Source organism: Lysobacter sp. P5_C4 (assembly GCF_054049695.1).
The window spans coordinates 1-23232 of record NZ_JBFULX010000005.1 but is presented as its reverse complement, the minus strand read 5'-3'; the positions used below and the strand labels follow the sequence as shown (position 1 = coordinate 23232).

Genomic DNA, 23232 nt, shown 5'->3' with positions numbered 1-23232 from the left:
TTCATGCATCCCGCTGGAGGATCGACCCCCATGACCCGACGCGCCCTGCTCCCCTTGCTCCTCCTCGCCCTCGCCGCCTGCGGCAAGACCGAAGCGCCGACGGCCGCCGCGCCGACCGCGCAGGCCACCGCCGCGATGCCCRCCAGCGCCGACGAACCGGCCGCAAGCACGTCGGCTGCGCCGGTTTCGGCTTCGACCGGCGCCCCGGCCCCCACCGCCGCGGCCGACGCCGCTGCGCAGAAGGCCCTCGCGGCCGCGAGCGATCCCTCCGGCCTGGTCGAAGGCCGCGATTACGTCGCCATCAAGGGCGGCGAGCCGTGGAAGCCGCTGGACGGCAAGATCGAAGTCGTCGAAGTCTTCGGCTACGTCTGCCCGGCGTGCGCCGCGTTCGATCCGCTGGTTTCGGCGTGGAAGGCCAAGCTGCCCGCCGACGTCCGCTTCTCCTACGTGCCAGCGCCGTTCGGCCCGGAGTGGAACCCGTACGCGAAGGCGTTCTACGTCGCCGAATCGATGGGCCTGGTCGAGCGCTCGCACAGCGCGCTGATCAAGGAGATCCACATCACGCAGACGATGCCGGGCGAAGGCGATCCGGTCGACGAGCAGAAGATCGCGAACTTCTACGGCAAGTACGGCGCGAACCCGAAGGAATTCCTGAGCACGATGAATTCGTTCTCGGTGAACGCGCAGGTCAGCAAGGGCCGCCAGTTCATGATCCGCTCGGGCGCGAACAGCACGCCGACGTTGATCGTCAACGGCAAGTACAAGGTCACCGGCAACAGCTTCGAGGACATGCTGCGCATCGCCGGCGGCCTGATCGCGAAGGAGCGTGCCGCGGGCGGTGCGCCTGCCGCCGCGGCGTCGCAGGGCTGATCGCGTCGATCACCGACGGACGATGACGCACCGCCGCCTCAAGCTGCTCAGCGCGAACATCCAGGCCGGGTCGAGCACCCGTCGCTACACGGATTACGCGATGCGCAGCTGGTCGCACGTGCTGCCGGCGGGCAACAAGCGCGGCAGCCTCGATGCGATCGCGCAACTCGCGGGCGGCCACGACATCGTCGGCCTCAACGAAAGCGACCCCGGGAGCCTGCGCTCGGGGTTCACCAACCAGACCCATTACCTCGCGCAACGCGGGGGCTTCGCGTACTGGAGCCACCAGCCGAACCGCAACGTCGGCGGTTTCGCGTCCAGCGCGAACGGCTTGCTGTCGAAGCTGGAGCCCGTCGAAGTGCACGATCATCCCCTGCCCGGCCGCGTGCGCGGGCGCGGCGTGCTGGTCGCGCAATTCGGCAATGGCGACGACGGGCTGACGGTGGCCGTGGCGCATCTGTCGCTCGGCGCCGGTTCGCGCGCATCGCAACTGTCGTTCATCGCCGAGCTGCTGCACGACCATCCGCACGCGATCCTGATGGGCGACTTCAACTGCGATCCGGACCGGCCGGAGATGCAGCAACTGTACAAACGCACGCGCCTGCAACCGCCCGCGTCGTGCGTGCCGACCTTTCCGAGCTGGCGGCCGCAGCGCGCGATCGACCACATCCTCACCACCGGCGACCTGCGGATCGCGCGCATGGAAGCGTTCGCTGCGGCGTATTCGGATCATCTGGCGATCGCCGCGGAGATCGATGTGCCGGAACACGCGCTGCGTTGAGTGCGTCTGAGGGATTCCTGACGTTCGCTCGGGTGGTTTGCTGACTGATCGATTCACGAGGCGTCGGCTATAGTCGGTGCCAGGTCGTTCGTCTCCCCCAACGGATCGTCCATGCTGCGACATACGCTGCCGCTTCTCGCCGCTCTTTTGTGTTGCTCGTCCACGGCGATCGCACAACAGGGCAAACCCGCGTCCGCGCCCGCGCCCGCCGGCAAGATCGTGCCGCCGCCGCTGCGCAATGCGCCGATCGTGGTCGTTCCGCAACGCGACCAGATCCGCGAAGCGTTCGCCGCAGCCGAGCGTGGCACCGTGTCGCCGACCCAGATGGCGGCGATCGCGAATCATCCCCTCGCAGGCTGGGTGGAGTACGCGCAGCTCAAGCGCGACATCGATACCCTTCCGGCGCCGCGCGCGCAGGCCTTCCTCGCGAAGTACAAGGGGCAGGCGCTCGAAGGCGCCTTCCGCGAACTCTGGCTCGCCGCGCTTTCCCGTCGTGAAGATTGGCCCGCGTTCCGCAGTGCGTGGTCGGCGTCGGTCAAGGACGGCGCATTGCGATGCGCCGAACTCCAGTCGCGCGCGGCGACGGGCAATACCGACGCCACCTGGGTCGCCGACGCGCAAGCGATGTGGCGCAGCACGGGCAAGGCCTTGCCGACGGCGTGCGATGCGCCGTTCGCGATGTTGGCAGCGAAGGGCGGCTTGCCTGCGTCCTTGCGCTGGGAGCGCATCGATGCGGCCGCCAACGCATGGGAGCCGTCGGTCATGCGCAGCGCCGCACGCGGGCTGCCGCCGGCGGACATGGCGCTGGCCAACGACTACGCCGCGTTCTTCGAAGCCGTCCACGATCGCGCGCTGACGTGGCCGAAGACGGCACGTAGCCGGCTGATGGCCTCGCAGGGGCTCGCGCGCCTTGCGAAGTCGGTGCCGATGCTCGTCGACACGCAACTGCCGAAGTTCGCGAACGCGCTGCAATTCACCGATGCCGACCGCGCACGCCCGCTGTACCAGGCCGCGTTGTGGACCGTCGCGTCCTACGAACCCGATTCCGCGCGCCGCCTCAATGCCGTGCCCGACAGCGCGTACGACGAACGCCTGCACGAATGGCGGGTGCGCGAAGCCATGTCGCGCAGCGATTGGCCCGCCGCACTGGCCGCGATCCGCAAGATGGGCGACAAGCAGCGCAGCGATTCGCGCTGGACCTACTTCCAGGCGCGGCTTACCGAAATCGCCGGCGACAAGGCGGGCGCGCAGGCCTTGTATCGCGACGCCGCCAGCAAGCCGGAATTCCATGGCTTCCTCGCGGCCGATCGCATCGGGCAGCCCTATGCGCTGTGCCCGGTGGACGTCGCACTCGGGACGTCGCAGCAAGCGGCGATCGCACGCGATCCCGCCGTCGTGCGCGCAATGGCGCTCTACCAGGCCGACCGCCCCGGCTGGGCGCAACGCGAATGGGACGACGCGCTGTCGCGCTTCGACGACAAGCAGCGCCGCCTGGCCGTTGCGGTCGCGCAGGATTACGGATGGTTCGACCGTGCGGTGTTCGCACTCGGCAAGCAGCCCGAAGAAACACGCATGTACGGCCTGCGCTTCCCCCTGCACCACGATGCGACGATCCGCCGCGAGGCCGCAAAAAACGGGCTCGATCCCGCGTGGGTCGCCGCCGAGATCCGTGCCGAGAGCGTCTTCAATCCGAATGCCCGCTCCGGCGCCAATGCGATGGGCCTGATGCAGGTCGTGCCCGCGACCGGCATGGCCACTGCAAAACGCATCGGCCTGCCGTGGAGCGGGGCATCCACCCTCTACGACCCCGACGCGAACATCGCCATCGGCACCGCGTACCTGCGCCAGTTGTACGACAAGTACGGCCCGCCCTACATGGTCCTTGCCGGCTACAACGCGGGGCCTGCGCCGCTCGCGCGCTGGCAGGCGCAGCGGCCCGGCATGGATCCGGATTTCTGGATCGAAACCATCAGCTACAAGGAAACGCGCGAATACGTCGCACGCGTGCTGGCCTTCAGCGTGATCTACGACTGGCGCCTCAATGGCGACGCCGCGCCGGTCAGCGATCGCATGCGTGGGCGCGCGGGGACGCGCAAGGCCTTCACCTGCCCGGCGACGGTCGTGCTGAACACCCCCTAGAATCGCGCCGATGGAGATCTTCCTCGTCGGCGGTGCGGTGCGGGACCGGCTGCTGGGCTTGCCGGCGGGCGATCGCGATCATGTGGTCGTCGGCGCAACGCCCGATGCGATGCTGGCGCAGGGCTTCAAGCCCGTGGGCCGCGACTTCCCGGTCTTCCTGCATCCGAAGACGGGCGAGGAGTACGCGCTAGCGCGCACCGAACGCAAATCGGGTCGTGGGTACCGCGGGTTCGTCGTCGATGCCGACCCGGGCGTGACGCTCGAAGAAGACCTGCAGCGGCGCGACTTCACGATCAATGCCATCGCAGAGCGTGACGACGGCACGCTTGTCGATCCCTGGCACGGTGCACGGGACCTCGAGCAACGCGTGTTGCGGCATGTGGGGCCGGCATTCGTCGAAGATCCCTTGCGTGTGTTGCGCGCGGCGCGGTTCATGGCGCGCTTGTCCGCCCTCGGGTTCACCGTTGCGCCGGAAACGACGGCCCTGATGCGCGAAATCGTGGCATCGGGCGAGTTGGCCGAGCTCGTCCCCGAGCGCGTGTGGCAGGAGCTGGTGCGTGCGCTCGCGTCGAAGACGCCGTCGGCCTTCCTGCGCACCTTGCGCGCGTGCGGCGCGCTGGCCGTGGTGCTGCCCGAAGTCGATGCGTTGTACGGCGTGCCGCAGCGCGCGGAATACCACCCGGAGGTCGACACCGGCGTGCACATCGAACTGGTGTGCGACATGGCGGCGCGGCTCGCGCCGGGGGATGCGGTGGTCGGGTTCGCCGCCCTCGTGCACGACCTGGGCAAGGCGCTCACGCCGGCCGACGTCCTGCCGAAGCATCTGGGGCATGAGCACGCCGGCCTGGCGCCGCTGCGCGCGCTCTGCGATCGATTGAAGGTACCTCTCCAGCATCGCGATCTGGCGAAGATCGCGTGTCGCGAACATCTCAACGTGCATCGCCTGTTCGAACTGCGCGACCGCACGGTGCACGAGTTGCTGCAACGGTGCGATGGGTTTCGCCAGCCTGCGCGAATCGCCCAACTCGGGTTGGTGTGCGAGGCGGACAAGCGTGGCCGCGCAGGACTGGAGGATCAGCCTTATCCGCAGCGCGAGGCGTTGATCCGCTTGCTGGAAGTCGCGCAGTCCGTCCGCGCCGCCGACGTCGCTCGCGAAGGACTGGAAGGTCCGGCGTTGGGCGAAGCGCTTGCGAAGGCACGCATCCGCGCGATCCACCAGGCACGCACACCCGCCTGAGGCACTTCAGCGCGCATCGATTCGCAGCAGCGCATCCCGCGACGGCATCAACACGCTGGTCATCCCCAGCACCACCCCGCACGTATTCGCCACCGCATCCCACGCATCCATCTGCCGCGTCGTCGTCAGCACATCCTGCGCAATCTCGATGCCGATGCCGAGCGCCACCAGGAACAAAGCCGCCGACAGCAACGCACGCCGCGTCGCGAACACCTGCACCGCCATCGCCGCGAGGATCGCGTAACCCAGCAGGTGCTCGACCTTGTCGCCCCCCTCCGGCAGATCGGGCAGGAGCAACGCAGGCAGCAGCGACCCGACGATCACGACCGCGATCATTCCCCACCAGATGCCGAGCCAACGCTGCGGGCGCGCGAACGGCTTCGCTGCGCCGGATCCCAACAGCCGCATCACAGGCGCCAGCTCAGATCGCCGACCAGGAAGGCGGCGCCGAATTCGACGTCCCGCTGGAAGCCCATGGCCTGGAAACGTTCGCCCATCTCGCCGGGCAAGGTGAGGTGCTTGGCTTCCTGGCGCAGGCGATAGCGTTGCGCTTCGTCGTGTGCGCGTGCTTCGGCGGCGAGCAGGTTGGGCTCCAGCCCGTTGCCGATGAGGAAGCTCGCCTGCGTGCAGTAGCCGGCGAGATCGAAGCCCGCGCCCGTGCCCGCTTCGGCGAGCGCGGTGAAATCCACGGAGGCGGTGATGTCCTGCAGGCCCGGCAGGTCGTACACGTTCCCGACCATGCGATGGCGGCGAAACGCGCGCAGTGTTCCGTTCGTGCGCTGCGGCGAATAGAACTCGCGCCGCGGGTAACCGTAGTCGATGAACAACATCGCGCCCTTGCGCAGCCCACCCATGACCGCCTGCACCCAATACGGCAATTGCGGCAACAGTTCGGAGCGATAGCCGTCGGGGAAGGGTTCGTCGCGCTGGCGTTCCACGTGCCGCACCGCTGCGGCGAGCAGCGCATCGGCCGGGCGATCGGCGCGCACGAAGCGGCCTTCCCCATCGATCGCAACATGTTCCTCGAACACTTCGCCATCGCGCAATGTGAAGCGCGGCGTCGGCAGCGCATCGATCACCTCGTTAGCGAACAGCACGCCGTCCCACGGTTCCTGTGGTGGTGCGTCCAACCATTCGACCAGATCGTAGAGCAGCGGATTCAAGCGTTCGCGCAGCCGTCCCTGCTGGCGTTGGCGCAAGTCGGCGCTCGGTTCGAGGATCGCGTATCGCGCAGGCAGCGCGTCGGCCGCAAGCAGCTTCTTGAGCGCGACCTCCGCGAATGCGCCGCTACCCCCGCCGAGCTCGACGACATCCGATTGCGGCCCGAGCTGCTGCAACACCGGCGCGAAGCTGTCGGCCACGCACGCGGCGAACAACGGCCCCAGTTCCGGCGCGGTGATGAAATCGCCGCTCGCGCCGAACTTGGTCGCGCCCGCGCTGTAGTAGCCCAGCCCCGGTGCATAGAGGCTCAGCTCCATGAAGCGCGAGAACGGGATCGCGCCGCCCGCGGCGTGGATCTGTTGCTGGATGCCCTGGCGCAGGCGTTCGCTGTGGGCGAGCGCGTCGGCGTCGGGCACGGGGATGGCATGGGGTTCCGGCGATGCGGACATGGACGGCAAATACATCGACAATGCCGACAGGATAGCCGCAAGGACCGCAAGCGCCCATGACGACCGCCCGTCCCGTTGCCCTGGTCACCGGCAGTGCCCGCCGCCTGGGTGCGGCGATCGTGCGCCGCCTGCACGCCGACGGGTTCGACGTGGCGATCCACTGCCACGCCTCGCGCAGCGATGCCGATGCGCTGGCCGGCGAGCTCGAGGGCGCGCGCGCCGGTTCGACCGTCGTGTTGCAGGCCGATCTGCAGCAGTTCGACCGCCTGCCTGAACTCATTGCGCAGACCATCGGCCGCTTCGGCCGCCTCGATGCGCTGGTCAACAACGCGTCGTCCTTCTTCGCCACCCCGCTCGGCCAGGCGACGCCCGACCAGTGGGACACGCTGTTCAACGCGAATGCGCGCGCACCGTTCTTCCTGGCGCAAGCCGCCGCACCGCATCTGCGCGCGACGCGCGGCGCGATCGTCAACATGGCCGACATCTACGCCGAGCGCCCGCTGCACGCGCATGCGCTCTACGGCATGAGCAAGGCCGCGTTGTTGCAGATGACGCGCGCGCTCGCGCTCGAACTCGCGCCGGACGTGCGCGTCAATGCGATCGCGCCCGGCGCGATCCTCTGGCCCGATGGCGGGAAGGAAGACGCGGCGAAGCAGGCCATGCTCGACCGCACGCCGTTGCACCGCACGGGCACGCCGGAGGAAATCGCCGAAGCCGTGCGCTGGTTGTTGCGCGACGCCACGTACACCACCGGCCAGGTCCTCCGCCTCGACGGCGGACGCACGCTCGAAAGCTAGAGCGTCACCGTTTCGAGCGTTTCGCCGAACGCCGGATGCGCGCGCCACAATTCGGCCAGCGTCACCTTGCGCACGGGGTCGACGAACGCCGGCGCGATGTCCGCCAACGGGCGCAACACGAATGCATGCCGCAATTCCGGCCGTGGCAGTTGCAACTGCGGCAGGTCGAGCACCAGATCGTCGAAATAGACCAGGTCGACATCGAGCGTGCGGTCGCTGAACTTCACGTGCCCGCGGATGCGGCCGTTGTCGGCTTCCAGTTCGCGCAGCCACTCGATCAGTGCGAACGGATCGAGGTCTGTGTCGACGATCGCCGCGGCGTTGAGGAAATCCGGGCCTTCGAAGCCCACCGCCGGCACGCGATACACCGGGGACACCACGATCTCGCCGAAGCGCACGCGCAGCGCATCGATCGCCGCGCGCAGATGGCGCTCGGGTTCGACGTTGCTGCCGAGACTGAGGTAGGCCTTGGTCGTCACGCGCGGCTGCGTTCGATGGACACGCCCACCGCGCGCGCACCGCGCACCGCGCCGGGCTTGCTCAGTTTCAGGCGCACGTGCGAGACGGCGAATTCGTCGAGGATCAACGCGGCGCACCGTTCCGCGAGGGTTTCCACCAAACCGAATTCCGACGCCGACACGTAGGCGATCAGGCGCTTGCTGACCGCCTTGTAATCCAGCGTGTCTTCGATCGCGTCGCTCGCCGCGGGCTTGCGGTTGTCGAAGGCCATCTCGATGTCGAACACGAGCGGCTGCCGGATGCGGCGCTCCCAATCGTAGATGCCGATCAGCGTTTCGATCTGGAGGCCTTCGATGAAGACTTTGTCGTTCATGCGGTCGCGGGCTGGACGGCAGGCAACGATGCCATATCCCAGCGCGGCTGCACGTGGACTTCTCGACCGCTGCGTTGCCCGGCCTGCAGGCGCAGCGCGCCGGCGAAGGCGATCATCGCGCCGTTGTCCGTGCACAGCGCGGGGCGCGGAAAGCACACGCGGCCGCTGCGTTTGACGGCGATGGCGTGCAACTTCTCGCGCAGGCGTTTGTTCGCGCCGACGCCGCCGGCGACCACGAGCGTGTCGCAGCCCGCGGCATCCAGCGCGCGCTGGCACTTGATCGCGAGCGTGTCGACGACGGCATCTTCGAACCCGCGTGCGATGTTCGCGCGCGTGGCGTCCGTCTGATCGCTGTTGCGCCAGGCGAGCAGGACCTGCGTCTTCAAGCCGCTGAAACTGAAATCCAGGCCGGGCCGATCGGTCATCGGTCGCGCGAACTTGAACACGCCGGGCGTGCCGGTTTCGGCGAGCTTTGCGAGTTGCGGGCCGCCCGGATACGGCAGCCCCATGAGCTTGGCGGTCTTGTCGAAGGCCTCGCCCGCGGCGTCGTCGAGGGTCTCACCGAGCAGCCGGTAGCGCCCGATGGCGTCCACGCCGACCAGTTGCGTGTGGCCGCCGGAGACGAGCAACGCGACGAAGGGCGGCTTGAGGTCCGGATCCTCCAGCAGCGGCGCAAGCAAGTGGCCTTCCATGTGATGCACGCCGATGGCGGGGACCTCCAGGGCCCAGGCCAGGGAACGCGCCACGCCGGCGCCGACGAGCAGCGCACCGACCAGCCCCGGGCCGGCGGTGTAGGCCACGCCATCGAGGTCGGCGGTCGTGAGGCCTGCCTCGTCGAGTGTCTGGCGAATCAGGGGGAGCAGCTTGCGGACGTGGTCGCGGCTGGCCAGCTCGGGCACCACGCCGCCGTATTCGGCGTGCAGGGCGATCTGGCTGTAGACGGCGTGCGCACGCAGACCCTCGGGGCCCGGGCGCGCGGTGTCGTAGACGGCCACGCCGGTTTCGTCGCAGGAGGTTTCGATGCCGAGGACGCGCATGGGAGGCAGATGGGGCCTGCGGAGGCTGAAATCGAGGCCGCCGCGCGGTTGCGCCAGCGGAAAGGACGCGGGTATCATACGCGGCTCCCCGGGTCTGCCCGGTGGTCGTCCACTTGTGCAGCAACCCCAGACAGAAGACCGAGAAACCGTATGCCGAGCGTCAAAGTCCGCGAAAACGAGCCTTTCGAGTTTGCCCTGCGCCGCTTCAAGCGCACCTGCGAGAAGGCCGGCGTGCTCGCCGAGACCCGCAAGCGCGAGTTCTACGAGAAGCCGACGCAGGAACGCAAGCGCAAGGCCGCCGCCGCGGTGAAGCGCCAGGCGCGTCGTACCTCGCGCGACGTCACCAAGCGCCAGCGCCTGTATTGATCCCGCGCCGGCGGCGAGCCTCTCGCCCCGCGTCGAATCGATCAGCACCCCGCGAAGCCGGCCGCGCCACAAGCGCCGCCGGCTTTTCGCATTTCTGCGGTGCCCGCCTGTAGAACGGGCACCGGACCCCGCACGGAGCACGCCATGACCCTCAAGAACCAGCTGACCGACGACATGAAGACCGCGATGAAGGCCGGCGAGAAGGAACGCCTCGGCGTCATCCGCCTGATCAATGCCGCGATCAAGCAGAAGGAAGTCGACGAGCGCATCAGCCTGGACGATGCCCAGGTCGTGGCCGTTCTCGACAAGATGGTCAAGCAGCGCCGCGATTCGGTGTCGCAGTATGACGCCGCAGGCCGCGAGGACCTCGCGGGCATCGAACGCAACGAGATCGCGATCATCGAGCACTACCTCCCCGCCCGCATGTCCGAAGCCGAGATCGAGGACGTGGTCGACGGCGCGATCCGCGACAGCGGCGCCGCGGGCCCGGCCGACATCGGCAAGCTGATGGGCGTGCTCAAGCCGCGCCTGGCCGGCAAGGCCGACATGGGCGAGGTCTCGTCGATCGTGAAGCGCCGCCTCGCCGAAGGTTGATCGCGGCGTGGCATCCTGACGCCGATGGCCCGCATCCCCGACGCTTTCATCGACGACCTGCTCGCGCGCACCGACATCGTCGAGGTGATCGCCGCGCGCGTGCCGCTCAAACGGCAGGGCAAGGAATTCGCGTCGCGCTGCCCGTTCCATGACGAACGTTCGGCGAGCTTCACCGTCTCGCCGACCAAACAGTTCTACCACTGCTTCGGCTGCGGCGCGCACGGCACCGCGATCTCCTTCCTGATCAACTACGACCGCCTCGAATTCCTCGACGCGGTCGACGAGCTCGCCAAGCGCGTCGGCATGGAAGTGCCGCGCGACACGCGGCAATCGAACGAAAACCACGACACGACCGACCTGTTCGCCGCGCTCGACGCCGCGGCGAAGTTCTTCCGCAAGCACCTGTCCGCGAGCGACAAGGCGAAGGCCTATGTCGAGAGGCGCGGCATCGCGCCGGAGATCGCCGAGCGCTATGGCATCGGTTACGCGCCCGACGGGTTCAACGCGCTGCGCGACGCGCTCGGCACCGATCAACGCCGCATGCAATTGCTCGAGCGCGGCGGGATGTTCTCGAAGAACGACAAGGGCCACGTCTACGACAAGTTCCGCGATCGCCTGATGTTCCCGATCGCCGATCGTCGCGGGCGCACGATCGCCTTCGGCGGGCGCGTGCTCGATCCCGAGGATTCGCCGAAATACCTCAACTCCCCCGAGACACCGCTTTTCCACAAGGGCCGCGAGTTGTACGGCCTGTGGCAGGCGCGGCAGGTCAACAGCAAGCTGGATCGGCTGATCGTCGTGGAGGGCTACATGGATGTCGTCGCGCTCGCGCAGTACGGCGTGTCGCAGGCGGTGGCCACGCTCGGCACGGCGACGACGCCGGACCACGCGGAGTTGCTGTTCCGCAACGCCGCCGACGTGTTCTTCTGCTTCGACGGCGATCGCGCGGGCCGCAACGCCGCGTGGAAAGCCCTCGAATCAGTGTTGCCGCGCATGAAGGACGGCCGCCAGGCGTTCTTCCTCTTCCTGCCCGACGGCGAGGATCCCGACAGCATCGTCCGCAAGGAAGGCAGCGATGGCTTCGATGCGCGCCTGCGCCAGGCCACGCCACTGTCGGAGTTCTTCTACGGGCAGATGAGCAACGATGTGAACCTGTCCAGCATCGACGGCAAGGCGCGCCTGGCCGAACGCTGCAAACCCTTGCTCGCACAGATTCCCGACGGCGCCTTCGGCGACTTGATGAAGCAGCGCCTGACCGAACTCACCGGCGTCGGTGCGCGTGCGAGTGCGCCGGAAACGCACGTGCCCGCGCAGCGCGCGCGCAACGCGCCGAATGTCCCCGCGCCGAAGCGCAGCCTGGTGCGCAGTGCGATCGCGTTGTTGCTGCAGCAGCCCTCGCTGGCGCTTGCCCTGGAACCGCCGTATCGATTCGCGGCGCTGCGCCAGCCCGGTGTGGAACTGCTTTCGGAACTCGTGGCGCTGGTACGCGAGCGGCCCGATATTCGCACCGGCGGCGTCCTCGAACACTTCGGCGGTCGCGACGAGGCCGCGGCCCTGCACAAGCTCGCCACGCAATCGCTGCCCGGCGAGCAGGAGTGGGAGCGCGAATTCCTCGACGTGATGGTGCAACTCGAAGACCAGACCGTGCAGCAGCGCATCGAGGAACTCAATTCGAGCGATACACCGCTCGATGCTGCGGAAAAAGCCGAATTGCGCGCACTCCTGCTCGATCGCCGGGCGGCAAAGCGCTGACCACCGCGCGCTACGGATACGGATACGGGTAAGGCGGCGGATTCGGCGGCGGCATCGGTGGCGGTTCGGTGGGCGGTGGCGGTGGCGGATCCAGTTCCGCCGCGCCGTTGACGCTCCACTGCAGGTTGGCCACCGACGCGCAGGCGAGCGTTGTCGTCGCATTCGCCGAACGCCAGACGACGTTCTGCCCACTGCCCGTATTCCGCCAGAGCAGGTCCGCGTGCAGGTCTCCATCGAAATCGCCGACGCCGGCGATCCGCCAGGCCATACCCACGGCCTTGACGGCCTGCGGCGTCGCCCTGTTGGCCGAACGCCAGATCACGTTCGCGCCACTGGTCGCGTTGCGCCACAGGATGTCGGCGGCGCCATCGCCGTTGAAATCGCCGACGCCGGCGACGTTCCAGGACAGCCCCACGCTCCCCAGCCCCGCCGCGGTTGCGGCGTTGCCCGATCGCCACGCAACCGCCTGCCCGGTGCTGCGGTTGCGCCACAGAATGTCGGCGTAACGATCGGCATTGAAGTCGCCGACGCCCGCCACGTCCCACGCCACGCCCGCCGATGCGACGGCGAGGGTCGTTGCCGCATTGCCCGATCGCCAGATGCGGTTCTGGCCCGTCGTCGCGTTGCGCCACAGGATGTCGGCGACGCCGTCGTAGTCGAAGTCGCCCGCGCCGACGACGTCCCAGGGCGACGCGAGCGATGCGAGGAACATCGGCAATCGCGAATCCCCCATGCGCCAGATGCGGTCCTGGCCGGACGTGTTGCGCCACAGCACGTCGGCCACGCCGTCGCCGTCGAAGTCCGCGAGCGCGGCGATGTGCCAGATGCCCGGGACCGATGTCAGCGCGGATGCGTGCGATGCATCGGCTGACTTCCACACCACCGTCTGGCCGCTGGCGGCGTTACGCCACACCAAGTCGGCTTGTCCCGCCTGTGCCATGACCGGCCACAGGGCGATCGTTACGGCAGAGCTCCACAGTTGCGCGCGCATGGCCCGCCTCCACCGCCGCACTCAGCGACGCGCGAGTGGATGCGTGGGTCCGCGGCAACGGTTCAAATGCCCCCGCGAAGGCAGGGGAAGGCGAACGGCGGATGCCATCGGCGCACGGTCGCGCATCGGCCTCCACGCTGCCTGCCCCTGCCTGCGCAGGAGGAGTCGATCAGGCCGGCGCGCTCGCCAGCGCCCAGGAGACCGCGGCGCAAAGTGCGAGGAAGAGCAGCAAGCGCGCACTGCGTTCGCTGCGGTCGGCGTTCTTGTCGTGGTGCATGTTGGAATCCCCAGGTTCCGGGGGACCGATATGACGCGCGCGGCGTTGCGATGTTTGGGCAGCGCGTCACATCCCGGCCCTGCGCGGACGGGACGGTGCGGAGTTTGCGGATCAGTGCGCGATGTAACGCGACGTGCGGCCCAGTTTCAGCGGGCAGTCAGCGCCAGGCGAGTGGTTGGAAGTCCAGCGCGGAGGCCGGCGCCAGCCACGGCATCAGCCAATGGTCGATCAGCAGGAAGGCGAACAGCGCCATCAGGTACACGATCGAATACTGGAACGTGCGCATGGCGAAGAACTCGTCCGGCGGATCCAGCAGGCGCCATGCGTACCAGAGGAACACGCACCCCAGCACCACGGCGCCGCCGATGTAGAACGTCCCGCTCATGTGCAGCGCCCACGGCAACAGCGTCGCCAGCACCAGCAGCACGGTGTAGAACAGGATCTGCCAGCGCGTATAGGTCACGCCGTGCGTGACCGGGAGCATCGGGATCATCGCCCTGGCGTAATCCTCGCGGCGGAAGATCGCCAGCGCCCAGAAGTGCGGCGGCGTCCAGAGATAGATGATCAACACGAGCGTCAGCGCGTACGCCCAGTCCGCTTCGCCCTGCATGCCGGTGATCGCCGACCAGCCCAGCAGCGGCGGCGCGGCACCCGCGATGCCGCCGATGACGATGTTCTGCGGCGTCGCGCGCTTCAGCCAGCCGGTGTAGACGATCGCATAGCCGATCAGCGAGGCGAACGTCAGCAACGCGCACAGCGGATTGACGAGGAACACCAGGATCGCCATCGATGCAAGGCCCAGCGCGAGGGCGAACACGACCGCCTGCGACGTCCGCAACCCGCCGGTCGGCAAGGGGCGGTCGTGCGTGCGCGCCATCAGCGCATCGATGCGCTGGTCGAGGATGTGGTTGATCGCCGCCGCGGACGCCGCCGCGAGCCAGATGCCGAGCAGGCCGAACAAGGCCTTGTCCCAATCCGGCAACCCCGGCACCGCGAGGAACATGCCGACGAGCGCGGTGAACACGATCAGCGCGACGACGCGCGGCTTGGTCAGCGTCCAGTACTGGGCGATGTGCGAGCGCACGTGCGTCAGGCGTCCGGCGCGCGCACGCGCGCGATGAGGGTGACGAGCACGAACAGCAGCAGCGCCGCGCCGGCGTTGTGCGCGACCGCGACATGCAGCGGCAGCCCGAGCTTCACGTTGGCGATCCCCAGTGCGACCTGCGTCAGCAGCAACGCGGCGAGCGTGACCCCCCACGCGAGCATCCCCGGGATGCGCATCAGGCGAACGCCGAGAATCCCGAGATACACGAACACGACGCCGGCCATGATCCGGTGCGCCATCTGGATCGCGATGCGCGACTGCCCGTCGAGCACGCCGCCTTCGTAGTCCACGCCGATGCCGCGCCACAGCACGAAGCCTTCGCGGAAATCGGTCGGCGGCCACCACTGACCGACGCACTTCGGGAAATCGTTGGCGCACGCGAGCGCGGCGTAGTTGGCGCTGGTCCAGCCGCCGAGCGCGATCTGCACGGCGAGCAGGCCGACGCCGACGACGAGCAGGAGGCGAATTCGTTTTGCCTGCGCGAGCCGGATCGGCATGTCCGTTGCCCGCCACGCCATCCACGTGAGCAGCGCGAACGTCAGCAGGCCGCCGAGCAGGTGGCCCATCACGACGATCGGTTTGAGCAGCCACGTGACCGTCCACATGCCGAGCAAGGCCTGGAAGACGATCACCATCAGTGTGAGTGCGGCGGTGCGCGCGAGGTCGACGTTCGACCAGCGCAGTGCGGCGATGAGCAGGATCGCTTCGCCCGCGATCGCGAACACCGAGGCCGCGACGTGCTGCCCGTGCATGTACAGCGGAATGCCGATGCCCACCAGCAGCGATGCGAGCAACACCTGCGCGATGCCGAAACGGCGGCGGCGCGCTGCGAGCAACGCGAGCGCAAGCACGATCAGCCCAAGCGAACCGGCGAGCATGCGATGCAACTGTTCGCGCCACGCCTTGTGCGGTTCGACGGCGCGGATCGCGGTGGCGACGTGGTCGACCGCTTCGTTCGCATGTTGCGGCCACGCAGCGCGGCCATAGCACGTCGGCCAATCCGGGCAGCTCAGGCCCGCGTTCGACAAGCGCACGAAGCCGCCGAACACGATCACGCCGAGCGCGAGCGCGACGGCAAGCCATGCCAGGCGATGGAAGTTGCGATGGATGCCGTGGCGGACGATGGACGAGGCGTTGGACGCCATCTCAGTTCACCTTGAGCAGGCGGGACAGGTCGGTCCGCACGTCCCCGGGGTCGGAGCCGGGAGCGTAGCGCAGAACGACGAAGCCGTTCGGATCGAGCACATACACGGGCATGCCCTTCGGATCTTGCGAACGCGGCAAGCCATCGCGCAGCGCATCGCTGGGGCGCAGCACATGCAACGTGGCTGGCCGCGGGCCGTGTGCGGGCAATGCGCCGACCCACAACACGTGCACGCGGTCGGCGTCCTTCCCGGAGAGTTGCCAGACCTTGTCCAGATCGGCGAGCAGGCGTTCGCACGCCGCGGCATTGGTCGTGTCGCAACGCTCGGTCATCGCGAGGAGGCGCCACGTGCGTTCGGCGTCCTTCCACCGGTACGCGGTGCCATCGGCGAGCGTCGGCGTGAGTTCGCGCAGGTCGGCCGGCGGTTGCAGCAGTTCGCCCTTGTTCTTCAGGCCTTCGGGGCGCCAGCCGGAAAAGCGCAGGAGGCCGGCGAGCACGAGGCCGCCGAAGAACAGCACGAAGATGCCGACGAGCATCCAGCGGTTGCGATTGCGCGTGGCGTTGTCGACGGGTGCATTCATGCGCGGGGCTTTGCTTTGCGAATGGTGAGGACGAGCGCGGTGATGAAGACGGCGAGCGACAGCGCCCACCATTGGACCGCGTAGCCGAGGTGGCGTTCGGGAGGCAGCGTGTTCGGGAGGACGTCGAGGTCGCGTGCGTAGCCGATGGGCAGCTTTGGATCTAGGCGGATCACGCGCGCCGGCACGGCGACGTGGAGGGTCGCGCGGATGGCATCGGCGTCCGCCCGCGCCATCAGCCAGCGCATCCCGTCGAGCTGCTGCATCGGCATGCCCACGCGCAGGCCACTGGAGGGCAGCGGCGTCATCAGGCCGCGCACATGCAGCGGACCGGCGGGGCACGCCGCGTCGGGCATCGTTCGGTCGGGCTTCACCGCGAGCCACCCCAGGTCGACGAGGCGGTCGGCGACGCCTGCACGCGCGATGCAATACACGTGGACGCCCGGCGTGCCGTCGCGCATCTGGTTGTCGAGCAGCAGCGTGCGCGCGTCGATCGTCGCCTCGCCTTCGACCCAGGCCAGGTCGGTCGTGCCGGGCGCATCGATGGCCACCGGCGGGGTCTGCAGCGCTCGCTCGACGTTGGCGAGCAAGGCCTGCTTCTCGTGCATCCGCGCGAGTTGCCAGAAGCCCAGCCGCGCAAAGACCGCCATGGCGAGAAGCGCCAGCGCCCAACCGAACCAGAACGTCCCGCGACGCATCACGCGCGTGCCCCGGCGCGGCGCGATAATGCCGGCGAGTAGCGGACGTGCGAGGCGCGGACGCGCGGCATCCCAAGGACCTTCGCCATGAACGACTCGCTGAAAACCCTGTTGATCATCGCCGTCCTGATCCTCATCGTCTGGAACCTCGGCGCGGGGCTGTACTACATGCTCGTCGACAAGGGCACCACCAAGCGCACCGTCAATGCGCTGACCAAGCGCATCGCGCTCTCGGTCGCACTGATCCTGTTCGTCGCGCTGGCCATCTACATGGGCTGGATCACGCCGCACGGCATCGGCCGCGCGCCCTGAGCCGACCCCGGAGACGGCACGGGCCGGCGCATGGCCGGCCCGCGACGGGAATTGCTTGCGTTGCGGCCGTTGCGCGTGCGCGCCTTACAGCACGTACACGAACAGGAACAGGCCCAGCCACACCACGTCGACGAAGTGCCAGTACCAGGCCACCGCTTCGAACGCGAAGTGGTTGTCGCGGTTGAAATGGCCGGCGGCGCAGCGGAACCAGATGATCGCGAGCATGATCGTACCCAGCGTCACGTGCGCGCCGTGGAAGCCGGTGAGCATGAAGAACGTCGAACCGTAGATGCCCGAGCCGAGCGTCAGGTTGAGCTCGCGGTACGCATGCATGTATTCCTCGGCCTGGAAGGTCAGGAACGAGGCGCCCAGCAGCACCGTCAGCCCGAGGAACAACAGCAGTTGCTTGCGGTGGCCGGCCTTCAGCGCGTGGTGCGCGATGGTGACCGTCACACCCGAGGACAGCAGGATCATCGTGTTGAGCAGCGGAAGGCCCCACGCCGGGATCGTCTGGTACGCACCGCCGATCGCGCCCGGACCGTTGCTCGGCCAGCCGCCGGTGAAGTCCGACCACAGCACCGCGTGCGTGGCGACCTTGTGGCCTTCGCCCGTGAGCCACGGCAACGCGAACTGGCGCGCGTAGAACAGCGCACCGAAGAACGCGGCGAAGAACATCACCTCGGAGAAGATGAACCACACCATCCCCATGCGGAAGGAGGTGTCGACCTGCTTGTTGTAGTAGCCGCGCAGCGATTCGCGGATCACGTCGCCGAACCACTTGAACAGGATCGCGGCGAGGAAGGCCAGGCCGAGGAAGAACACCGGCTTGCCCCAGCTGACTTCATTCAGCCACTGCGCGAAGCCGATCATCGTGGTGAACAGCGCGACCGACGCGATCACCGGCCAGCGGCTGCCGTGCGGCACGTAGTAGACGTTGGTGTCGTGGGACTCGTGGGCTTGGGCCATGACGGGTTTTCCGGGTTTCGTATGAGGCTCAGGGAGCCGCGTGCGGCAGGTTCGATCCACCCTTGGGCGCGTTCACCTGCGCGGTCTGGGCATCGTTCTTGAAGAAGGTATACGACAACGTGATCGTGTTGACGTCGGACGGCAGCGCCGGATCGACGATGAAACGCACTGGCATCGCGCGGCCTTCGCCGGCGTCGAGTTCCTGTGCGGTGAAGCAGAAGCACTCGGTCTTGCTGAAATACCCCGAGGCGCGCGCCGGCGCCACCGAGGGCACGGCGTTGCCGACGATCGCGCGATTGCTGGTGTTGCGCGCGAAATAGCTGGCTTCGTACTGCTGGCCGGGGTGGACCTGCATCCTGGCCTGTTGCGGTTCGAAGTCCCACGGCAGCTTGGAATTCACGCCGCCGTCGAACACGACGGTCACGGTGCGCTGCGTGTTGGCCTTCTCGTCCAGCGGTGCGGAGATGGCCTCTTTCTCGAGGCGAACGCCGAACACTTTCTCGCACGCGATGCGATACAGCGGCACGAGCGAGAAGGTGAATGCGAACGCGCCTAGCGCGACGCCCACCATCTTGCCGACGCCGAATTTCTTCCGGTTGTTGTTGTCGGGTGTGTTCGGCGCGTTCATTTGCCGAGCACCCCCGACAGCAGGAACGCCAGGTACACCGCGAGCGCGACCAGGCCGATCGCCCACGCAGTGCGCAGCACGCCCTTGCGGCGGGCTGCGACCTGTTCGGGGGTCAGGGGCTTGGGGGCTTCGGGCATGGTGGTCACTTCAGGCACTGTGCGTCCGGCAACAGCCGGCCGTCAGTCGAAGTCCATGTGCGCGAAGTCGCCGTGCGCGAGGTCGCCATCCTTGATGACCGGCGGCGTCGAGAACGTGTGGTGCGGGGCCGGCGACGGCACCGTCCATTCCAGGCCGCGCGCGCTTTCCCACACGCGGTCGGTCGCGCGCTCGCCGTTCTTCAGCGACTGCAGCAGGATGGCCAGCATGATGAAGGGCGTGGCGAACATGCCGAACGCGCCGATCGACGAGACCAGGTTCCAGTCCGCGAACACGACGTTGTAATCCGGGATGCGGCGCGGCATGCCGGCCAGGCCCAGGAAGTGCTGCGGGAAGAACAGCAGGTTGACGAACACCACCGACCACCAGAAGTGGAACTTGGCGGCGGCCTGCGAGTACATGCGGCCCGTCCACTTCGGCCACCAGTAGTACACCGCGGCGATGATCGAGAACACCGCGCCGGTCACGAGCACGTAGTGGAAGTGCGCGACGACGAAATAGGTGTCGTGGTACTGGAAGTCCGCCGGCACGATCGCGAGCATCAGGCCCGAGAAACCGCCGATGGTGAACAGGATCACGAAGGCGATCGCCCACAGCATCGGGGCTTCGAACGAAATCGAACCCTTCCACATGGTGGTGACCCAGTTGAACACCTTCACGCCCGTCGGCACGGCGATGAGCATCGTGGCGAACATGAAGTAGATCTCGCCACCCAGCGGCATGCCCACCGTGAACATGTGGTGCGCCCACACGATGAACGACAGGAACGCGATCGACGCGGTGGCGTACACCATCGCCTGGTAGCCGAACAGCGGCTTGCGCGAGAAGGTGGGAATGATCTCCGAAGCCACGCCGAAGGCGGGCAGGATCATGATGTAGACCTCGGGGTGCCCGAAGAACCAGAAGATGTGCTGGAACATCACCGGGTCGCCGCCGCCGGCGGCGGTGAAGAAGCTGGTGTCGAAGAAGCGGTCGGTGAGCAGCATCGTCACCGCGCCGGCGAGCACCGGCATCACCGCGATCAGCAGGAACGCGGTGATCAGCCACGTCCAGCAGAAGATCGGCATCTTCAGCAGGTCCACGCCCGGGGCGCGCATGTTGAGGATGGTGGCGATGATGTTGATCGCGCCCATGATCGAGCTGATGCCCATCATGTGGATGGCGAAGATCGCGAACGCCAGGTTGCTGCCGCCTTGCAGCGAAAGCGGCGGATACAGCGTCCAGCCGCCGGCGGGCGCGCCGCCCGGCAGGAACAGCGTGCCCAGCAGCAGCGTGAAGGCGAACGGCAGGATCCAGAAGGACCAGTTGTTCATGCGCGGCAGCGCCATGTCCGGCGCGCCGATCTGCAGCGGCACCATCCAGTTCGCCAAGCCCACGAAGGCCGGCATCACGCCACCGAAGATCATCACCAGCGCATGCATGGTGGTCATCTGGTTGAAGAACTCGGGGTTCACGTACTGCAGGCCCGGCTGCATCAGTTCGGCACGGATCACCACCGACATCGCGGCACCGATGATGAACATGCAGAACGAGAACAGCAGGTACAGCGTGCCGATGTCCTTGTGGTTGGTCGAGAAGAACCAACGATCAAGGAAACTCTGCTGATGTCCGTGATCGTCGTGATGGACGGCGGCGTCGTACTGGGCCATGGCCTGCAACCTCAGGTAATGCGCGTGATTCGGTGGGAAACGTCGGAAACCGTGCGTGCGCTCAGTGCGTCACGGGCTCGGCTTTCTCGGGCGTCGGTGTGTTGCTGGTGTCGGGGGTGGCCGGCTGGCGCGGGGCGATGCCTTCCGGCGAGGCCTTGATCGCGTCCTGCGCGGTGGCGTTCGCAGCGGCGGGCGACGGCGCACCGTGCTTCGCCTTCTGCTCGGCGAGCCAGCGCTGGAATTCCGCCTTCGAAACCGCCTTCACGACGATCGGCATGAAGCCGTGGTCCTTGCCGCACAGCTCCGCGCACTGGCCGCGGTAGATGCCGGGGGTGTCGATGTCGGTCCAGGCTTCGTTGATGATCCCGGGGATTGCATCCTGCTTCCAGCCCAGCGAGGGCACCCACCACGCGTGGATCACGTCGTCGGCGGTGATGACGAAGCGGATCTTGGTGTCGACCGGCACGACGAGCATGTTGTCGACTTCGAGCAGGTAGTTGCGGTCGGCTTCGTTCTTCCAGGACGGCACCTGGCCGGATTGGCGCTTGGCGTCGCTGGTCTTGGCCAGGCGGCTGGTGAACTCCACGCCTTCGCCGAGATATTCGTACTTCCACATCCACTGGTAGCCGGTGACCTTCACGGTCATCTGCGAATTGCGGGTGTCGTACATCGCGATGAGCTTGGCGGTCGCCGGCCACGCCATGCCCACGAGCAGGATGACCGGGACGAGCGTCCAGACGATCTCCAGCTTGGTGCTGTGCGTGAAGCTGACGTCCGGCACCGCGCCCTTGGAATGGCGGAACTTGAACATCGCGTAGAACATCGCGGCGAACACCACGATGCCGATGACCACGCAGATCCACAGCGCGACCATGTGGGCGTCGTAGGCCATCCGCGAGGAGTGCGTGACGCCCTCGCGCATGTTGAGCTGCCACGGGTGCGGCGCGGTCGGCTCGGCGGCCGGCGTCGCGAACGCGGCGGCCGAAGCCAGGAGCGCGAACGCCGCGGCGGCGGCACGAACGGCCAATGCCTTGGCGCCGGAAGGTTTGAAGCCTGCTTTCATCGGTACGAGCCCCGCAGCTGAATGCAATGTCATGTCGTCGGTGGCGAACGGCTGGCCTCGAGCAGCGCCCGCAGGCGCATGACGAGTTGCCGGCGTTCGCCGGGGCCGAGGAAGGCGCCGACCTCGCAGCGGACTCCGCTGGAGGACAGCACGATCGACGCGTCGTCGCCCAGCACTTCCATGCGCACCCAGACCGGGTGTGCGCGGAACGCAGGCGCCGGCTGTGCCGACCGCCAAACCTCGACCGCTTCCGGCCCGACCGAAATGATTTCGCGACGCTCTCCCAGCCGCCACGCCCATCGCAGTGCCACCGCCACGAACACGCTATCCAGCAGCGCGAACGCGGGGGCGAAGACGTTGCCGCCCCACCAGCCCAGGCCCGCGACCAGCCACATCGCGGCGGCCAGGGAAGCGAACAGGGCGAGGAACTGCCGGGCCGTCAAAGCCCGTCGCGGGCGCAACCGCAGTTGCGCACCCGTCCCGACCCCCGACGACACCATCTCGATCATGCCGAACCACAACCGGTGTGACGCAAAACCGGCTGCGGAAACGGGAAATGGTAGTCCCCACCGACCATGCGGGGCAAGCCGCGCGGCATGCACGCCGCTACAATATGCGGCTCGCCACGTACCAACGCGGGCCCGATGAATTCGCTTCCCCTCCCCGCGACGGCCGAACGGCCGTTGCTCACGCCGGAATTGCCGGCGTCTCCCGATCCGCTCCGCGCAGCCATCACGGCTGCCTGGGTGCGCGACGAAACCCAACACGTGCGCGAACTGCTCGCGCAGGCCCGCCAGCCCGAAGCCGACGGCAAAGCCGTCCAGGCGACCGCCGCCGACCTCGTGCGCCGCGTGCGCGCCCGCGCGCAAGACCAGGGCGCGATCGAAGCCTTCATGCGCCAGTACGACCTCGGCAGCGAGGAAGGCGTGCTGCTGATGTGCGTGGCGGAGGCGCTGCTGCGCATTCCCGACCAGGACACCGCCGACAAGCTCATCCGCGACAAGCTCGGCGAAGCGGACTGGAAGCGCCACATGGGCCAGTCCGATTCGATCCTCGTGAACGCGTCGACCTGGGGTTTGATGCTCACCGGCCACCTCGTGGACTTGGCCGATGACACCAAGCGCGACGTCCACAACGCGTTCAAGCGGCTGGTCGGCCGCATCGGCGAACCCGTCGTGCGCCTGGCCGTGCGCCAGGCGATGCGGATCATGGGCCACCAGTTCGTCATGGGCCGCACGATCGGCGAAGCGCTGTCGCGTTCGCGCAAGGGCGACAACGCGGCGTACCGCTATTCGTTCGACATGCTCGGCGAAGGCGCGCTGACCACGAAGGACGCGCTGCGCTACCTCGGCGCCTACCGCGCGGCGATCCAGGCGATCGGCACGAGCGGCAAGTTCGTCGGCACCGATGTGTTCGCCGCCCCGTCGATCTCGGTGAAGCTCTCCGCCCTGCACCCGCGTTATGAACTGGCCAAGCGCGCGCGCGTGATGGCAGAACTCGTCCCGCGCGTGCTCGAGCTGGCGCAACTGGCGAAGTCGCACGGCATCGGATTCACCATCGATGCCGAGGAAGCCGACCGCCTGGAGCTCTCGCTCGACGTCATCGGCGCCGCCGACCGCCTGGAGCTCTCGCTCGACGTCATCGGCGCCG

Annotated in this window: 26 protein-coding genes; 10 read left to right on the top strand and 16 right to left on the bottom strand. The window is 67.8% G+C overall.

Annotated features, from left to right (window positions below; genetic code table 11):
- Positions 1–30: 30 nt before the first annotated feature.
- The 4 genes from ACXJJ8_RS12635 to ACXJJ8_RS12620 all read left to right on the top strand — a co-directional run bounded on the left by ACXJJ8_RS12635 (position 31) and on the right by ACXJJ8_RS12620 (position 5027).
- Positions 31–870, top strand: a complete 840-nt coding sequence (locus ACXJJ8_RS12635) for a thiol:disulfide interchange protein DsbA/DsbL (RefSeq protein WP_499030615.1) — start codon at positions 31–33, stop codon at positions 868–870.
- Positions 871–913: 43 nt separating this feature from the next.
- Positions 914–1651 carry an endonuclease/exonuclease/phosphatase family protein gene (locus ACXJJ8_RS12630; protein ID WP_499031095.1) on the top strand — a complete coding sequence of 246 codons (738 nt, stop codon included), beginning with the start codon at positions 914–916 and terminating at the stop codon, positions 1649–1651.
- A gap of 111 nt (positions 1652–1762) precedes the next feature.
- Positions 1763–3790, top strand: a complete 2028-nt coding sequence (locus ACXJJ8_RS12625) for a lytic transglycosylase domain-containing protein (RefSeq protein WP_499030613.1) — start codon at positions 1763–1765, stop codon at positions 3788–3790.
- 10 nt (positions 3791–3800) lie between these two features.
- Positions 3801–5027, top strand: coding sequence for a multifunctional CCA addition/repair protein (locus tag ACXJJ8_RS12620; protein ID WP_499030610.1), 1227 nt, complete (start codon positions 3801–3803; stop codon positions 5025–5027).
- A gap of 6 nt (positions 5028–5033) precedes the next feature.
- Here the strand turns inward: ACXJJ8_RS12620 and ACXJJ8_RS12615 are convergent, their stop codons facing one another.
- Together ACXJJ8_RS12615 and ACXJJ8_RS12610 are read right to left on the bottom strand one after the other, a co-directional pair.
- Entirely contained in the window at positions 5034–5435 is a 402-nt protein-coding gene (locus tag ACXJJ8_RS12615) for a VanZ family protein (protein WP_499030607.1), read from the bottom strand.
- Positions 5435–6652: a class I SAM-dependent methyltransferase gene (locus ACXJJ8_RS12610; RefSeq protein WP_499030605.1), complete on the bottom strand. Its 1218-nt coding sequence runs from the start codon at positions 6650–6652 to the stop codon at positions 5435–5437. Before ACXJJ8_RS12610 ends, ACXJJ8_RS12615 begins: the two co-directional genes overlap by 1 nt.
- Positions 6653–6693: 41 nt before the next feature.
- On the opposite strand from ACXJJ8_RS12610, the gene ACXJJ8_RS12605 reads away from it, so the two are divergent.
- Positions 6694–7434 carry a pteridine reductase gene (locus ACXJJ8_RS12605; RefSeq protein ID WP_499030603.1) on the top strand — a complete coding sequence of 247 codons (741 nt, stop codon included), beginning with the start codon at positions 6694–6696 and terminating at the stop codon, positions 7432–7434.
- On the opposite strand, the gene folK is transcribed toward ACXJJ8_RS12605, so the two are convergent.
- The 3 genes from folK to tsaD are packed head-to-tail and all read right to left on the bottom strand — an operon-like array spanning position 7431 to position 9303.
- Entirely contained in the window at positions 7431–7913 is a 483-nt protein-coding gene (folK, locus tag ACXJJ8_RS12600) for a 2-amino-4-hydroxy-6-hydroxymethyldihydropteridine diphosphokinase (protein ID WP_499030601.1), read from the bottom strand. The two genes, ACXJJ8_RS12605 and folK, sit on opposite strands and share 4 nt — an antisense overlap.
- Positions 7910–8266, bottom strand: coding sequence for a dihydroneopterin aldolase (folB, locus tag ACXJJ8_RS12595; RefSeq protein WP_499030599.1), 357 nt, complete (start codon positions 8264–8266; stop codon positions 7910–7912). Before folB ends, folK begins: the two co-directional genes overlap by 4 nt.
- Positions 8263–9303 (bottom strand): tRNA (adenosine(37)-N6)-threonylcarbamoyltransferase complex transferase subunit TsaD, encoded by a 1041-nt coding sequence (tsaD, locus tag ACXJJ8_RS12590; RefSeq protein ID WP_499030597.1) that lies wholly within the window; start codon positions 9301–9303, stop codon positions 8263–8265. Before tsaD ends, folB begins: the two co-directional genes overlap by 4 nt.
- A 150-nt stretch (positions 9304–9453) precedes the next feature.
- On the opposite strand from tsaD, the gene rpsU reads away from it, so the two are divergent.
- The 3 genes from rpsU to dnaG all read left to right on the top strand — a co-directional run bounded on the left by rpsU (position 9454) and on the right by dnaG (position 12015).
- Positions 9454–9669, top strand: coding sequence for a 30S ribosomal protein S21 (gene rpsU, locus ACXJJ8_RS12585; protein WP_036170822.1), 216 nt, complete (start codon positions 9454–9456; stop codon positions 9667–9669).
- Between the two features lie 144 nt (positions 9670–9813).
- Positions 9814–10263 (top strand): GatB/YqeY domain-containing protein, encoded by a 450-nt coding sequence (locus tag ACXJJ8_RS12580; protein ID WP_499030595.1) that lies wholly within the window; start codon positions 9814–9816, stop codon positions 10261–10263.
- 24 nt (positions 10264–10287) lie between these two features.
- Positions 10288–12015, top strand: coding sequence for a DNA primase (gene dnaG, locus ACXJJ8_RS12575; RefSeq protein ID WP_499030593.1), 1728 nt, complete (start codon positions 10288–10290; stop codon positions 12013–12015).
- Between the two features lie 10 nt (positions 12016–12025).
- Here the strand turns inward: dnaG and ACXJJ8_RS12570 are convergent, their stop codons facing one another.
- The 5 genes from ACXJJ8_RS12570 to ACXJJ8_RS12550 form a co-directional block, all read right to left on the bottom strand.
- Complete coding sequence (locus tag ACXJJ8_RS12570) at positions 12026–13006, bottom strand: FG-GAP repeat domain-containing protein (RefSeq protein ID WP_499030590.1); 981 nt, start codon at positions 13004–13006, stop codon at positions 12026–12028.
- A 434-nt stretch (positions 13007–13440) separates the two neighbouring features.
- Complete coding sequence (locus ACXJJ8_RS12565; RefSeq protein ID WP_499030587.1) at positions 13441–14367, bottom strand: heme o synthase; 927 nt, start codon at positions 14365–14367, stop codon at positions 13441–13443.
- 5 nt (positions 14368–14372) lie between these two features.
- A complete protein-coding gene (locus ACXJJ8_RS12560; protein ID WP_499030584.1) occupies positions 14373–15533 on the bottom strand; it encodes a COX15/CtaA family protein in 1161 nt (386 codons plus the stop codon).
- A 1-nt stretch (position 15534) separates the two neighbouring features.
- Positions 15535–16113 carry a redox-active disulfide-containing membrane protein gene (locus ACXJJ8_RS12555; RefSeq protein WP_499030581.1) on the bottom strand — a complete coding sequence of 193 codons (579 nt, stop codon included), beginning with the start codon at positions 16111–16113 and terminating at the stop codon, positions 15535–15537.
- On the bottom strand, positions 16110–16808 hold the full coding sequence (locus ACXJJ8_RS12550; RefSeq protein WP_499031093.1) for an SURF1 family protein: 699 nt from the start codon (positions 16806–16808) through the stop codon (positions 16110–16112). Before ACXJJ8_RS12550 ends, ACXJJ8_RS12555 begins: the two co-directional genes overlap by 4 nt.
- Positions 16809–16895: 87 nt before the next feature.
- Here ACXJJ8_RS12550 and ACXJJ8_RS12545 point away from each other — a divergent pair, with 87 nt between their 5' ends.
- Complete coding sequence (locus tag ACXJJ8_RS12545) at positions 16896–17120, top strand: twin transmembrane helix small protein (protein ID WP_499030579.1); 225 nt, start codon at positions 16896–16898, stop codon at positions 17118–17120.
- A gap of 84 nt (positions 17121–17204) precedes the next feature.
- On the opposite strand, the gene ACXJJ8_RS12540 is transcribed toward ACXJJ8_RS12545, so the two are convergent.
- The 6 genes from ACXJJ8_RS12540 to ACXJJ8_RS12515 form a co-directional block, all read right to left on the bottom strand.
- A complete protein-coding gene (locus ACXJJ8_RS12540) occupies positions 17205–18086 on the bottom strand; it encodes a cytochrome c oxidase subunit 3 (RefSeq protein ID WP_499030577.1) in 882 nt (293 codons plus the stop codon).
- 28 nt (positions 18087–18114) lie between these two features.
- Positions 18115–18714, bottom strand: a complete 600-nt coding sequence (locus ACXJJ8_RS12535) for a cytochrome c oxidase assembly protein (protein WP_499030575.1) — start codon at positions 18712–18714, stop codon at positions 18115–18117.
- The gene (locus tag ACXJJ8_RS12530; RefSeq protein WP_499030573.1) at positions 18711–18851 is read right to left on the bottom strand and encodes a hypothetical protein; all 141 of its coding nucleotides are present in this window, start codon (positions 18849–18851) and stop codon (positions 18711–18713) included. Before ACXJJ8_RS12530 ends, ACXJJ8_RS12535 begins: the two co-directional genes overlap by 4 nt.
- A 42-nt stretch (positions 18852–18893) precedes the next feature.
- Positions 18894–20519, bottom strand: a complete 1626-nt coding sequence (gene ctaD, locus ACXJJ8_RS12525; RefSeq protein WP_499030571.1) for a cytochrome c oxidase subunit I — start codon at positions 20517–20519, stop codon at positions 18894–18896.
- A gap of 61 nt (positions 20520–20580) precedes the next feature.
- Complete coding sequence (coxB, locus tag ACXJJ8_RS12520; protein WP_499030568.1) at positions 20581–21582, bottom strand: cytochrome c oxidase subunit II; 1002 nt, start codon at positions 21580–21582, stop codon at positions 20581–20583.
- Between the two features lie 29 nt (positions 21583–21611).
- Positions 21612–22091, bottom strand: coding sequence for a DUF2244 domain-containing protein (locus tag ACXJJ8_RS12515; protein WP_499030566.1), 480 nt, complete (start codon positions 22089–22091; stop codon positions 21612–21614).
- A 135-nt stretch (positions 22092–22226) separates the two neighbouring features.
- Here ACXJJ8_RS12515 and ACXJJ8_RS12510 point away from each other — a divergent pair.
- Positions 22227–23232, top strand: a 1006-nt coding sequence (locus ACXJJ8_RS12510; protein ID WP_499030564.1) for a proline dehydrogenase family protein, incomplete at its 3' end; no start/stop codon positions are given.